Below are 15,910 nucleotides of genomic sequence, written 5' to 3' on the forward strand. Positions count from 1 at the left end.
TCAGCCCCCGAGTTCCTCGTCGATCAGCGCGAAGATGGTGTCGGCCGTGGCGGCCTCCAGATCCCGGTCGTCGCCGCCGGCCGCCCGGCGGTCCCCGCCCTGGAGCCGTTCGAGCATCACCTCCAGCCGCGAACGGACCATCGCCTTCTCGCCGACCGTCAAGTCGGCCTCCCCGCCCGTCATCCCGGCGAGTTCGGCCTCCATGCGCGCCAGTTCCTCCAGCAGGGCCTCGGCCGGTGTCTTCTCCGGCGGCACGAGCTCGTTGCGCAGATACGCGGCCAGCGAGGCGGGCGTCGGGTGATCGAAGACGAGCGTGGCCGGCAGCCGGATTCCGGCCGCGGCGTTGAGCCGGTTGCGGAGTTCGACCGCGGTGAGCGAGTCGAAGCCGAGGTCCTTGAACGGCCGGTCCGGCCCGATCGCGTCCGGCGACGCGTGCCCGAGGATCACCGCCGAGGAGGCGACCACCAGATCCAGCAGCACCGAGTCCCTCTGCGCGGCGGACATCCCGGCGAGCCGCTCCGCGAGCGGCGGCCCGGCCTGCGCCGCCGTACCCACCGCGCGCCGCACCGGGCGGTGCAGCAGCCCGCGCACCAGCGGGGGTATCTCGACATCGGAGGCACGCAGGCCCGCGAGATCGAGATTGACCGGGATCAGGTGCGCCTCGGCCCGTCGCAGTGCCGTGTCGAAGAGGGCGAGGCCCTGCTCGGTGGAGAGCGCGGTACCGGCACTGGTCGCCCGGACCCGGTCGGCCTCGGCGAGCGCGCCGGTCATCGTGCTGGCCTGCTCCCACAGACCCCACGCCAGCGACAGACCGGGCAGCCCCTCCGCCCGGCGCCGGACGGCGAGGGCGTCGAGGTACGCGTTGGCCGCCGAGTAGTTCGCCTGTCCCGGTGCGCCGAACGTCCCGGACACCGAGGAGTAGAGGACGAACATCGACAGGTCCGCGCCGCGGGTGAGTGCGTCGAGGTTCACGGCCGCGGTGGCCTTGGCCCGCAGCACCTTCTCCAGGCGTTCCGGGGTGAGACCGGTGAAGATGCCGTCGTCGAGGACGCCGGCGGCGTGCACGACACCGGTGAGCGGCGCTGTCTCGGGGATGGTGGCCAGCACCGCCGCGAGGGCGTCGCGGTCGGCGGCGTCGCACGCCATCACCCGTGCCTCGGCGCCGAGTTCGGCGAGCTGGGCCGTCAGGTCGGCCGCCCCGGGGGCGTCGGGCCCCTGGCGGGACAGCAGCACCAGGTGGCGGATGCCGTGCTCGGTGACCAGGTGGCGGGCGAGGAGTCCGCCGAGGGTGCCCGTGCCACCGGTGATCAGGACGGTGCCGTCCCGGTCGAGGGGCGTGGGGACGGTGAGCACGTTCTTGCCGATGTGCCTGGCCTGGGCCATGTGCCGCCAGGCGGTGACGGCTTCACGCATGTCCCACACCGTCAGCGGCAGCGGCTCCAGCACACCCCGCTCGAAGAGGGCCACGACCTCGGCGAGGATGGCGCCCATGCGGTCGGGGCCCGCGTCGGACAGGTCGAAGGCGTGGTACGGGACGTCGAGTCCGGTCCGCACATCGGTCTTGCCCATCTCGACGAACCGGCCGCCGGGGGCGAGCAGGCGCAGGGAGGCGTCGAGGAAGTCGCCCGCGAGGGAGTTGAGGACGATGTCGACACCGCGCCCGCCGGTGGCGGTGCGGATGTGGTCCTCGAAGGCCAGGTCGCGGGAGTTCGCGACCCGCGCCGGGTCGACGCCGTTGGCGACGACGGTGGGCCACTTCCCGGGGCTCGCGGTGCCATACACCTCCAGGCCCCAGTGGCGGGCGAGTTGCGTGGCGGCCATGCCGACACCACCGGCCGCGGCGTGGACGAGAACGGAGTCACCGGGGGTGGCTCCGGCCAGGTCCCGCAGCCCGTACCAGGCCGTCGCGAACACCACCGGCAGCGACGCCGCCTGCGCCCACGACCAGCCCTCCGGCACCCGGACCAGCAACTGACGCTCGGTCACGGTCTCCGCACCGAACCCGCCGTCCAGGAACCCGAACACCCGGTCACCCACGTGCAGGTCCTCGACACCGGGACCGGCCTCCACGACCACACCGGCCGCTTCGGAACCCATCACACCCGGCTCCGGATACATCCCGAGCCCGCGGAGGACGTCACGGAAGTTCACACCCGCCGCGCGGATCGAGACCCGCACCTGACCGGGCCCCGGCTTCGGCACCTCCACGATCTCGACGTTCAGGGACTCCAGCGTGCCGTCCTCGCCCTGGCGCAGGTGCCAGTCGCCGTCCGGCAGGACCAGAGCGCCTCCCGTGGCTCTGGTGAGCCGGGGTGCCAGCAGCGCGCCGTCGCGGACGGCGACCTGCGGCTCGTCCAGGCCGGTCAGCAGGGACAGATCCGCCGGGGAGTCGTCGGCCGGGTCGGTGTCGACGAGGACGATGCGGTCCGGGTGCTCCGACTGCGCCGAACGCACCAGACCCCACACCGCCGCACCCACGGCGTCCACCGCACCGGGACCACCGGCCGGCATCGCACCGCGCGTCACCACAGCCAGGCGCGACCCGAACGAACTCTCGTCGGCCAGCCACTCCTGCACCCCGTGCAGGACCTCACCGAGCACCCGCTCCACCGGACCGTCACCCGTCTCCAGGACGGTCCATTGCGGAGCGTCCGTCCGGGGGGAGGCGGGCTCCGAAGGCAGCGGGACCCACTCCACCGCGAACAGCGCGTCATCGGCGGGGCCCGCCGTGGGCACCCGGTCCGGCGACACGGCCCGCAGCATCAGCGAGCGGACGATCGCGACCGGGGCCCCGGTGCTGTCGGCGGCCTTGATGGTCACGCCGTCGCCGTCCGGCTGGATCGCCACGCGCAGCGTGGTCGCCCCGACGGCGAACAGCTCCACGCCCGACCAGGCGAACGGCAGCCGAGGTCCGGAGACCTCGCCGTCGCCGTCGCCGAGGATCAGGCCGGACGGATGCAGCGCGGCATCCAGCAGCGCCGGGTGGACGCCGAACAGGTCGACGTTGCCCGCACCCGATTCCGGCAGTGCCACGTCGGCGTAGACACCGGTCTCGTCGCGCCAGGCGGCCTGCACGCCCTGGAACACGGGGCCGTAACCGAGGCCCGCGTCGGCCAGGGCGTCGTAGAAGCCGTCGATGCCGACCGCGACCGCGTCACGAGGCGGCCACATCTCCAGATCGAACCCGGGCACCCGGGTGTCCGACGGGGCGAGAAGGCCCGACGCGTGCCGGAACCAGCCGTCGGTGCCCTCGGCCCGGGCATGGACCTGCACCGGACGGTCGCCCGAGGCATCGGGGCCCTCCACCCGCACCTGGACCTGGATCCCGCCGGACTCCGGCAGCACAAGCGGCGCCTGGAGGATCAGCTCACGGAGCAGGCCGCAGCCCACCTCCTGCCCGGCCCGCAGCACCATCTCCACCAACGCGGCACCGGGCACCACGACTTGGCCCTGCACCAGGTGGTCGGCCAGCCACGGCTGGGTGTCCACCGACACGCGGCCCGTCAGCAGCGCGCCGTCACCGTCGGCCAGCGGCACCACCGACCCCAGCAGGGGGTGACCCGAGTCGGTCAGACCGACACTGTTCAGGCCCCCGGTACCGAAGTTGGGCCGGGGCCAGTACCGCTCACGCTGGAAGGCATACGTCGGCAGCCCGACGACACGGCCGCCCCAGCCACTGAACAGGTTCGTCCAGTCGACGGCCGCGCCGGACGTCCACAGCCGGCCGATCGCGGTGAGAGCGGTGTCGGTCTCGTCGCGGTCCTTGCGCAGGACGGGGACGAAGACGGCGTCGGTGACGGTGGTGTCCTGGGCCATTCCGGAGAGCACCCCGTCCGGTCCCAGTTCCACATAGCGCGTCACGCCCATGGCTTCGAGAGCGGTGACACCGTCGGCGAAGCGGACCGCCTGACGGACCTGCCGCAGCCAGTACTGAGGCTCCTGCATCAGCCCGGGCTCGGCGACCGTCCCCGTCAGATTCGACACGACCGGGATCTGCGCCGGATGGAACGTCAGCCCGTTCAGCACCCGGCCGAACTCCTCCAGCATCGGTTCCATCAGGGCGGAGTGGAACGCGTGCGACACGGAGAGAACGGTGCACCTGCGCCCGAGGTCCGCGCATTCGGCCGCGTAGCCCTCGACGGCCTTGAGGTCGCCGGAGAGGACGACGGAGTTCGGGCCGTTGACCGCGGCGATGTCCAGGTCGGAATCGAGGACATCCAGTTCGGTGGCCTGGACGGCGAGCATGCCGCCACCGTCGGGCAGGGCCTGCATCAGACGGCCGCGTTCGGCGACGAGGGTGCACGCGTCGTCGAGGGACAGGATGCCCGCGACGTGGGCGGCGCTGATCTCGCCGAGGGAGTGGCCCAGCAGCACGTCCGGGGTCACACCCCACGACTCGACCAGGCGGAACAGGGCCACTTCGAGGGCGAACAGCCCTGCCTGGGCCCACATGGTCCGGTCGAGGTCGGTGCCGTAGGTCAGTACGTCGCGCAGGGGGCGTTCGAGTCGGGCGTCGAGGCGGGCGCAGACGGCGTCGAACGCCTCGGCGAAGACCGGGAACTGCTCGTAGAGCCCCAGGCCCATGCCGACGCGCTGCGATCCCTGGCCGGTGAACAGGAACGCCGTCCGGCCGGCGCTCTCCACGCCCGTGGCGATCACGTCCCCGTCCGCGGCGAGGACCACGCGGTGCTCCAAGGCGGCGCGGGTGGTCGCGAGTGACCAGGCGATCTCCACCGGGTTCAGGTCCGGCCGTTCCGCTGTGAACGCGCGGAGCTGTTCGACCTGTGCGCGCAGTGCGGTCTCGGTCTTCGCCGACACCACCCACGGCACGAGTTGCGGCGGTTGCCGCAGTGCGACGACCGGCGTCGGTGCCGGCTTCGGTGCGGGTGCCTGTTCCAGGATGACGTGGGCGTTGGTGCCGCTGATGCCGAACGAGGACACGGCCGCGCGGCGCGGGCGGTCACCGGTCTCGGGCCACGACCGTGCCTCGGTGAGCAGCTCCACCGCGCCCGCCGACCAGTCGATCTGGGGCGAGGGAGCGTCGACGTGCAGCGTCGCCGGCATCAGCCCGTGCCGCATCGCCATGACCATCTTGATCACACCGGTCGCCCCGGAGGCCGCCTGGGTGTGCCCGATGTTCGACTTCACCGAACCGAGCCACATCGGTTCGTCGCCGTCGCCGCGATCCTGGCCGTAGGTCGCGAGGAGCGCCTGCGCCTCGATCGGGTCACCGAGCCGGGTTCCCGTGCCGTGGGCCTCGACGATGTCGATGTCCGTGGTGTGCAACCGGGCATTCGCCAATGCCTGGCGGATGACGCGTTGTTGGGAGGGGCCGTTGGGTGCGGTGAGGCCGTTGGAGGCGCCGTCCTGGTTGACGGCGCTGCCGCGGATGACGGCGAGGATGTCGTGTCCGTTGCGCTGGGCGTCGGAGAGGCGTTCGACGAGGAGGATGGCGGCGCCTTCGGACCAGCCGGTGCCGTCGGCGGCGGCGGCGAAGGATTTGCAGCGTCCGTCGGCGGCGAGGCCGCCCTGGCGGGCGAAGTCGACGAACACGCTGGGGGTGGAGAGCACGGTGACGCCGCCGGCGACGGCGAGGTCGCATTCGCCGTTGCGGAGGGCTTGTGCGGCGAGGTGGAGTGCGACGAGGGAGGAGGAGCAGGCGGTGTCGACGGTGACGGCGGGGCCTTCGAGTCCGAAGACATAGGCGGCGCGGCCTGAGAGGACGCTGCCGGCGTTGCCGGTGCCGAGGAAGGCGTCGACGCCGTCGGGGACCATGCCCAGGCTCTGGGCGTAGTCGTGGTACATGATGCCGGCGTAGACGCCGGTGGAGGATCCGCGCAGGGACAGCGGGTCGAGGCCGGCGGACTCGAAGGCTTCCCAGACGCCTTCGAGGAGGAGGCGTTGCTGGGGGTCCATGGCGAGGGCTTCGCGGGGGCTGATGCCGAACAGGGCGGCGTCGAAGTCACCGGCGCCGGTGACGAACCCGCCGACGCCTTCGACGCCGCTCCAGGCGACGTCCCACCAGCGGTCGTCGGGGAAGGCGCTCATCCCGTCGCGGCGGGCGGTGACCAGGTCCCACAGACCGGCCGGCGACGTCACCCCTCCGGGCAGGCGGCACGACATGCCCACGATCGCGATCGGTTCGTTGGCGAGTGCCGGCCTTGCGGGCGTGGCGGGGCGCCTGGTGGTGGCGGGTTCGTCGGTGCCGGTGAGGGTCTGGTCGAGGTGGGTGGCCAGGGCGTGGACGTTGGGGTAGTCGAAGACGAGGGTGGCGGGCAGGCGCAGTCCGGTGGTGGTGTTGAGCCGGTTGCGCAGTTCGACGGCGGTGAGTGAGTCGAAGCCGAGGTCCTTGAAGGCCTGGCGTTCGCCGATCGCGTCGGTGGTGGTGTGTCCGAGGACGTGGGCGACCTCGGTGCGGACCACGTCCTGGAGCAGGACGGTCCGTTCGCCTCCGGTGAGGCCGGTGAGGCCGGTCAGGCGGCGCAGCAGGTGCGTGTCGCCCGCGGCGGCGGCGGTGCGGCGGGCCCGGCGGACACCACTGGTGGGGGCGAGGGCGCGCAGCAGCGCCGGGACGGGTGTGGCCGCGTCGAGGGTGCGCAGGGCGGTGACGTCGATCGGCATCGCGACCACGCCGGCCAACTCGGTGCGCAGGGCGGTGTCGAACAGGGCCAGGCCCTGTTCGCTGGACAGGCCGGGGCCGAGTCCTCGGCCGGCCCGGTCCTGGAGGTGCCCGGTCATCGCGCTGGCCTGCTCCCACAGGCCCCAGGCGATGGACAGACCCGGCAGTCCCTCGGCCCGGCGGCGCACGGCGAGGGCGTCGAGGAACGCGTTGGCGGCGGAGTAGTTGGCCTGCCCGGCGGTGCCGAACGTGGCCGAGACCGACGAGTAGAGCACGAACAGGGCGAGGTCGGCGTCGCGGGTCAGCTCGTCCAGGTTCACCGCCGCGGTGGCCTTCGCCCGCAGCACGGTTTCCAGGCGCTCCGGGGTCAGGGCGGTGAAGATGCCGTCGTCGAGGACACCAGCGGCGTGCACGACACCCGTGAGCGGCGCTGTTTCGGGGATGGTGGCGAGGACCGCCGCGAGGGCGTCGCGGTCGGCCGCGTCACACGCCACGACCCGTGCGTCCGCACCGAGTTCGGCCAAGTCGGCCGTCAGCGCGACCGCGCCGGGGGCGTCGGGCCCCTGACGGGACAGCAGCAGCAGGTTACGCACGCCGTGTTCGGTGACCAGGTGGCGGGCGAGGAGTCCGCCGAGGGTGCCCGTTCCGCCGGTGATGAGCACGGTGCCGTCACCGGCCAGGGACACCTCCCGCTCCCCGATGCCGTTGGCACGCACCAGCCTGGGCGCGAACAGCACGCCGTCGCGGATCGCGACCTGCGGCTCGTCCAGGCCGGTCAGGAGGGACAGGTCCACTGGCGAGTCGTCAGCCGGGGAGGTGTCGACGAGGACGATACGGTCCGGGTGCTCGGACTGCGCCGAGCGCACCAGACCCCACACCGCCGCGCCCGCCGGGTCCACGACACCGTCGGTCGTCGCGGGCATGGCGCCCCGCGTCACCACCGCCAGACGCGACCCGAACGCGTTCTCGTCGTCAAGCCACTCCTGCACCCGGTGCAGGACTGCGCCGAGCACCTGCTCGACCGGGCCGTCACCGGCCTCCAGCACCGTCCACTCGGGAGCCTCTGCCGCCTCGCCATCAGTGATGTTCGGCGGCAGTGCGACCCACTCGACCGCGAACAGCGCGTCATCGGCACGTTGGACGGTCGACAACTGCTCCGCCGACACCACCCGCGACATCAGAGCGCGGATGATCGCGACCGGTGCGCCGGTGCCGTCGGCCACCTCGACGGTGAGGCTTTCACCCACCGGGCGGATCGCGACCCGCAGGGTGGTCGCGCCGACCGCGAAGAGTTCCACGCCCGACCAGGCGAACGGCAGCCGCGGCCCGGAGGCTTCCGTCCCGGGCTCACGGGGGATGAGGCCGGAGGGGTGGAGTGCGGCGTCCAGCAGGGCCGGGTGGATGCCGAAGCCGTCCACCGCGTCCGGGACGGTCACCTCGGCATACACACCGGTCCCGTCACGCCAAGCGGCCTGCACGCCCTGGAACACCGGACCATAGCCGAAGCCCGCGTCCGCCAAGGCGTCGTAGAAGCCGTCGATGTCCACTGCGGCCGCTTCGTGTGGCGGCCACACGCCGAGGTCGAAGTCCTGCGCGTAGCCGGTCTGTTCTGCCAGGGCGCCGGACGCGTGCAAGGTCCATTCGTCGGTGGCGTGTATCCGGCCGTAGATCTGCACGGGGCGGTCGCCCGAGGCGTCCGGGTCCTCGACCCGCACCTGGACCTGGACCCCGGCGGAGTCCGGCAGCACCAGCGGCGCCTGGAGCACCAGCTCCCGCAGCAGACCGCAGCCCACCTCCTGCCCCGCCCGCAGCGCCATCTCCACCAGCGCCGTCCCGGGCACCACGACCCGGCCGAGCACCACATGATCGGCCAGCCACGGCAGCGCCTCCACCGACAGACGACCGGTCAGCAACGCACCGTCACCCTCGGCCAGCGGAACCACCGAAGCCAGCAAGGCGTGTCCGGCACCCTCGATGCCGAGTGCACCCGCGTCCCCGCTGATCATCTGCGGCCGAGGCCAGTACCGCTCACGTTGGAACGCGTACGTCGGCAGATCGACGATCTGCCCGCCCCACCCGGCGAACACGCCGGCCCAGTCGATGTCGGCACCGACACTCCACAGGCGGCTGAGCGCGGTGAGGGCGGTGTCGGTCTCGTCGCGGTCCTTGCGCAGGACGGGGACGAAGACGGCGTCGGTGACGGTGGTGTCCTGGGCCATTCCGGAGAGGACTCCGTCCGGTCCCAGTTCCAGGTACCGGGTGACGCCCATGGCTTCGAGGGCCGTGACGCCGTCGGCGAAGCGGACGGCTTGGCGGACCTGACGGAGCCAGTATTCCGGCTCCTGCATCAGCCCCGGTTCGGCCACCGCACCCGTCAGGTTCGACACGACCGGGATGCGCGCCGGGTTGAACGTCAGCCCGTGCAGCACCCGGCCGAACTCCTCCAGCATGGGTTCCATCAGGGCGGAGTGGAACGCGTGCGACACGGTGAGGGTGTTGTGCCGCAGACCCTGCTCGGCGCATTCGGCGGCGTAGCCGTCGATGGCCTTGAGGTCGCCGGAGAGGACGACGGAGGTCGGGCCGTTGACGGCGGCGATGTCCAGACCGGAGTCGGCGACGTCGGCTTCGGTGGCCTGGACGGCGAGCATCCCGCCGCCCTCGGGCAGCGCCTGCATCAGCCGGCCGCGCTCGGCCACCAGTACACACGCATCGTCCAGGTCGAGGATGCCCGCCACGTGGGCGGCGGTGATCTCGCCCAGCGAGTGCCCCAGCAGCACATCCGGTGTGACGCCCCACGACTCGACGAGCCGGAACAGGGCCACTTCGAGGGCGAACAGGCCCGCCTGGGCCCACATCGTCCGGTCGAGGTCGGCGCCCTCGGTCAGGATCTCCCGCAGCGGACGCTCCAGCCGCACGTCGAGACGGGCGCAGACCGCGTCGAACGCCTCCGCGAACACCGGGAACTGGTCATACAGACCCAATCCCATGCCCGCGCGCTGCGACCCCTGTCCCGTGAACAGGAACGCCGTCCGGCCCTCACCTGCCACACCTGCGGCGAGCACATCCCCGCCGGAGGCCAGCACCACGCGGTGCTCCAACGCGGCGCGGGTGGTCGCCAGCGACCAGGCCACGTCGATGGTGTCCAGATCGGGTCGCTCGGCTGTGGACGACTGCAACTGCTCGACCTGTGCCCGCAGCGCGGCATCCGTCTTCGCCGACACCACCCACGGAACCAGGTCGGGTCGCGTCACCGACGGCTCGGTGATCAGTTCCTTCGCCGCAGGTTCCGGTGCCTGCTCCAGGATGACGTGGGCGTTGGTGCCGCTGATGCCGAAGGAGGACACGCCCGCGCGGCGCGGACGGTCGGTCTTCGGCCACGAGCGGGCGGTGGTGAGGAGTTCCACCGCGCCTGCTGTCCAGTCGACCTGCGGGGACGGCTCGTCGACGTGCAGGGTCGCGGGCAGGACCTGGTTGCGCATCGCCATGACCATCTTGATGACGCCGGCGACGCCCGCGGCGGCCTGGGTGTGGCCGATGTTGGACTTGATGGAGCCGAGCCACAGCGGCTCGTGGTTCTCGTCGCGGTCCTGGCCGTAGGTGGCGAGCAGGGCCTGGGCCTCGATCGGGTCACCGAGGCGGGTGCCGGTGCCGTGGGCCTCGACGGTGTCGATGTCGGCGCCGGTGAGGCGGGCGTTCGCCAGCGCCTGACGGATCACCCGCTGCTGGGAGGGCCCGTTGGGGGCGGTGAGGCCGTTGGAGGCGCCGTCCTGGTTGACGGCGCTGCCGCGGATGACGGCGAGGACGTGGTGTCCGTTGCGTCGGGCGTCGGAGAGGCGTTCGACGAGGAGGAGTCCTGCGCCCTCGGCCCAGCCGGTGCCGTCGGCGCTCGCGGCGAAGGACTTGCAGCGTCCGTCGGCGGCGAGGCCGTCCTGGCGGTCGAACTCGGCGAACGCGCCCGGGGTGACCATGACCGTCACACCGCCGGCGAGCGCCAGATCGCACTCCCCGTTGCGGAGGGCTTGCGCGGCGAGGTGGAGTGCGACGAGGGAGGAGGAGCAGGCGGTGTCGACGGTGACGGCGGGGCCTTCGAGCCCGAAGACGTAGGCGAGGCGGCCGGAGATGACGCTGTTGTGCGTGCCGGTGAGCAGGTGTCCTTCGGCGCCGGCGACGCCGTTGCTGCCGTATCCGGACGGGGAGGCGCCGGCGAACACGCCGACGCTGTGCCCGGTCAGCGACCGGGGGTTCATGCCCGCCGATTCGAGGGTTTCCCAGGCGGTCTCCAGCAGCAGCCGCTGCTGCGGATCCATCGCCAGCGCTTCGCGCGGGCTGATCCCGAACAGGCCGGCGTCGAACTCGTCCGCGTCATGGACGAAACCGCCCCGCGCCGCTGTGCCGTCGAGCATGCCGACGGGCCAGCCCCGGTCCTCCGGGAACGGCGTGATGCCGTCGATCCCGCCGGCGACGAGGCTCCACAACTGCTCCGGCGAGGTGACACCGCCGGGATACCGGCAGGCCATGCCCACGATCGCGACCGGCTCGTCGCTGCCCGCGACCGCGGACGCGGGCCGTGTGGTGTCCGGGAGTGCGTCGTGGGCGCCCAGGAACTGGGTGAGCAGATAGTCCCCGAGGACGGTCGGGTTGGGGTAGTCGAACACGAGGGTGGCGGGCAGGGTGAGCCCGGTGTGGGTGGTCAGCAGGTTCCGCAGCTCGACCGCCATCAGGGAGTCGAAGCCCAGATCCCGGAACGCCCGGCCCGGCTCGACCGCCTCCGCACCCGCGTGACCCAGCACCTCGGCCGCACGCTCGCGCACCAGATCCAGCAGCATCTGCGAGCGCTCCGTGACCGTGGCCTCCACGAGCCGCCGACGCAGCTCCGCCCCCGGCCCCTCGTCCGCAATACCAGAGGCGGAGGTGGTCGCGAGGGCGTCCGCCGCCTCGGGAAGGTCCGACAGCAGCGCACTGGGACGGACCGAGGTGAAGGCGGGAGCGAACACCGACCAGTCCACGGCCGCGACGGTCACGCCGGATTCCCCGCCGTCCACCGCCCGGGCAAGGGCCTGGATCGCCATCGCCGGATCCATCGGGATCAGACCGCGACGGCGCAGAGCCTGCTCCGCCTCGCCCCGCACCACCATCCCGGCACCGGCCCACGGACCCCACGCCACCGACGTCCCCGCAAGCCCACGCTCCCTGCGGTGCTGCACCCACGCGTCCAGGAACGCGTTACCGGCCGCATACGCGCCCTGACTGCCACTGCCCCACGTCGCCGAGATCGACGAGAACACCACGAACAGATCAAGCGACACATCACGCGTCAACTCGTCCAGATACCGGGTCCCGTCGACCTTCGACCGCAACACCGACCCGACACCCTCAGCAGTCGCACCCTCCAGCCACTGCGGAACATCCACACCCGCCGCATGCACGACACCGGTCAGCGGCCATTCGGCGGGAACGTCCGCGACGACCGCCGCCAGCGCGTCGCGGTCGGCGACGTCACACGCGGCCACCGTCACCTGTGTGCCCAGCCCGGTCAGTTCCTCGACCAGGCCCTCGGGCGCGACACCGCCACGGCTGGTCAGCACCAGATGCGGCACACCCCGGCCCGCCAGCCAACGGGCCACCTCCGCACCCAGCGCACCGGTACCACCGGTGACCAGGACAGTGCCCGAGGGCTGCCACCCCGTACCGGACACGGCCGCGGGCGTCGCCCGCACGAGGCGGCGGCCGAAGACACCGGATCCGCGCACCGCGACCTGGTCCTCGTCAACACCCGTGAGGACGCTCACCAGTCGGGCACCAGCCCGCGCGTCGAGGGTCTCGGGCAGGTCGACGAGACCGCCCCAGCGACCGGGAAGCTCCAGCGCCGCGACCCGGCCCAGACCCCACACCGCGGCCAGATCCGGACGCGTCAGACGGTCCGAACCACCGACCGACACCGCACCCCGCGTCAGCACCCACAACGGCGCCGACACCTCAACCAGCCCCTGCACCACGGCCAGCGTCCCGGTCACATCCCCGGCGATGAGTACGACACCGGCGACGTCGGGGAGCTGCGCGACCTCGTCCACCGTGACGCTCACCACGGTTGCGCCCGCGGCCGCGAGCGCGGCCGAGACTTCCGCGTCCTCCTCGCCGACAACTGCCCACAGGCCGGTCAGCGCGGCCGGCGGCATGCCGTCCAGCGGCTTCCAACTGACACGGTAGCGCCAGGAGTCGAGCGTCGACCGCTCCCGGTGACGCTGCCGCCACGCCGACAGCGCGGGCAGCGCCGACTCCAGGCCCGCGAGCTCCTGAAGATCCTCACGCTCCACCGCGTCCCAGAACGCGGCGTCCACCAACTCACCTGAAACAGCCGCCGATACGACCGAAACCTCCGGCCAGAACCGCTCACGCTCGAAGGCATACCGCGGCAGATCGACGATCTGTCCACCCCATCCCGCGAACAGGCCGGCCCAGTCGACGTCGACGCCGACGCTCCACAGGCGGCTGAGCGCGGTCAGCGCGGTGTCGGCCTCGTCCCGGTCCTTGCGCAGGACGGGCACGAACACCGCGTCGCCGACGGTCTCCTGAGCCATCCCGGACAGGACCCCGTCCGGGCCCAGCTCCACGAACCGCGTCACACCCATCTCCGCGACGGCAGCGACGCCATCCGCGAAGCGCACCGCCTGACGGACCTGACGGAGCCAGTACGTGGGCTGCTGCATGGCGCCCGGCTCGGCCAGGGCACCGGTCAGGTTGGAAACGACCGGGATTCGCGCCGGGTTGAAGACCAGAGCGGAGAGCACATCGGCGAACTCGTCCAGCATGGGTTCCATCAGGGCGGAGTGGAACGCGTGCGACACGGACAGCACACTGAACCGCAGGCCGCGCTCCGCGCACTCGGCCGCATACCGCTCGATCGCCTCGACAGCACCGGACAGGACCACGGACCGCGGCCCGTTCACCGCCGCGATGTCCAGACCCGAGTCCGCGACCTCCGCTTCACCAGCCTGCACCGCGAGCATCCCGCCGCCCTCGGGCAGCGCCTGCATCAACCGGCCCCGCTCGGCCACCAGCACACACGCGTCGTCCAGGTCGAGGATGCCCGCGACGTGCGCGGCGCTGATCTCACCCAGCGAGTGCCCCAGCAGCACATCCGGTGTGACGCCCCACGACTCCACCAGCCGGAACAGGGCCACTTCGAGGGCGAACAGCCCCGCCTGCGCCCACATGGTCCGGTCGAGGTCGGCGCCGTCGGCCAGGACGTCGCGCACCGGACGGTCGAGCCGGGCGTCCAGGCGGGCGCAGACCGCGTCGAAGGCGTCGGCGAACACGGGGAACCGTTCATACAGGTCCAGGCCCATGCCGGCGCGCTGGGAGCCCTGGCCGGTGAACAGGAACGCGGTCCGGCCGGCACCCGCGACGCCCGAGGCGAGGACGTCCCCGTCCGTGGCCAGCACCACGCGGTGCTCCAGCGCCGCGCGGGTCGTCGCCAGCGACCAGCCGACGTCCACCGGGTCCAGCTCCGGCCGTCCGGCGACGAACGACCGCAGCCGCTCGACCTGTGTCCGCAGCGCGGTTTCGGTCTTGGCCGACACCACCCACGGCACCGCTCCGGGCGCCTGCCGGGTCGCGACGGCAGCCGCCGGCTCCGATTCCGGTGCCTGCTCCAGGATCACGTGGGCGTTGGTGCCGCTGATGCCGAAGGAGGACACGGCCGCGCGGCGCGGACGGTCATCGATCTCGGACCAGGGGCGTGCTTCGGTGAGGAGTTCCACCGCGCCCGCTGTCCAGTCGACCTGCGGGGACGGCTCGTCGACGTGCAGGGTCGCGGGCATGAGGCCGTGCCGCATCGCCATGACCATCTTGATGATGCCGGCGACGCCCGCGGCGGCCTGGGTGTGGCCGATGTTGGACTTGATCGAGCCGAGCCACAGCGGCTCGCTGTCCTCGCGGTTCTGGCCGTAGGTGGCGAGCAGCGCTTGGGCCTCGATCGGGTCGCCGAGGCGCGTGCCGGTGCCGTGGGCCTCGACGGTGTCGATGTCGGCGCCGGTGAGGCGGGCATTCGCCAGTGCCTGACGGATCACCCGCTGCTGGGAGGGCCCGTTGGGGGCGGTGAGTCCGTTGGAGGCGCCGTCCTGGTTGACGGCGCTGCCGCGGATGACGGCGAGGACGTGGTGTCCGTTGCGCCGGGCGTCGGAGAGGCGTTCGACGAGGAGGAGTCCTGCGCCCTCGGCCCAGCCGGTGCCGTCGGCGCTCGCGGCGAAGGACTTGCACCGCCCGTCGGCCGCCAACCCGTCCTGGCGGTCGAACTCGGCGAACGCGCCCGGGGTGACCATGACCGTCACACCGCCGGCGAGCGCCAGATCGCACTCCCCGGACCGCAGCGCCTGCGCCGCCAGGTGCAGGGCGACCAGCGAGGACGAGCACGCCGTGTCCACCGTCACCGCCGGGCCCTCCAGCCCGAAGACGTAGGCGAGACGGCCGGAGATGACGCTGTTCGCGGTGCCGGTGAGCAGGTGTCCTTCGGCGCCGGCGACGCCGTTGCTGCCGTATCCGGACGGGGAGGCGCCGGCGAACACGCCGACGCTGTGCCCGGTCAGCGACCGGGGGTTCATGCCGGCCGATTCGAGGGTTTCCCAGGCGGTCTCCAGCAGCAGTCGCTGCTGCGGGTCCATCGCCAGCGCTTCGCGCGGGCTGATGCCGAACAGGCCGGCGTCGAACTCGTCCGCGTCATGGACGAAACCGCCCCGCGCCGCTGTGCCGTCGAGCATGCCGACGGGCCAGCCCCGGTCCTCCGGGAACGGCGTGATGCCGTCGACCCCGCCGGCGACAAGGCTCCACAACTGCTCCGGCGAGGTGACACCGCCGGGATACCGGCAGGCCATGCCCACGATCGCGACCGGCTCGTCGCTGCCCGCGACCGCGGACGCGGGCCGTGTGGTGTCCGGGAGTGCGTCGTGGGCGCCCAGGAACTGGGTGAGCAGGTAGTCCCCGAGGACGGTCGGGTTGGGGTAGTCGAACACGAGGGTGGCGGGCAGGGTGAGCCCGGTGTGGGTGGTCAGCAGGTTCCGCAGCTCGACCGCCATCAGGGAGTCGAAGCCCAGGTCCCGGAACGCCCGGCCCGGCTCCACCGCCTCCGCACCCGTGTGTCCGAGTACGGCGGCGGCACGGTCGCGCACCAGATCCAGCAGGATCTGGGTCCGCTCCGTGAACGGGGTGTCCAGGAGCCGCTGCCGCAGCTCCGCCCCCGGGCCGCCGGACGTGAGGTCGTGGGACGTGGTCGCGAGGGCGTCCGCCGCCTCGGGA

At 72.5% G+C, this 15,910-nt stretch carries 1 protein-coding gene (running past one end of the window); it reads right to left on the bottom strand.

The window, feature by feature from the left end; translation table 11 throughout:
- A protein-coding gene (locus tag JE024_RS41295) for a type I polyketide synthase (RefSeq protein WP_244883267.1) crosses the window boundary here: on the bottom strand, positions 1–15,910 show its 3' portion. The gene runs 8,576 nt beyond the window's last position; only the last 15,910 of its 24,486 coding nucleotides appear in the window; the start codon falls outside the window, past its right edge; it ends in the stop codon at positions 1–3.

Origin of the sequence: Streptomyces zhihengii (assembly GCF_016919245.1) — a bacterium.
Taxonomy (GTDB): Bacteria; Actinomycetota; Actinomycetes; order Streptomycetales; family Streptomycetaceae; genus Streptomyces; species Streptomyces zhihengii.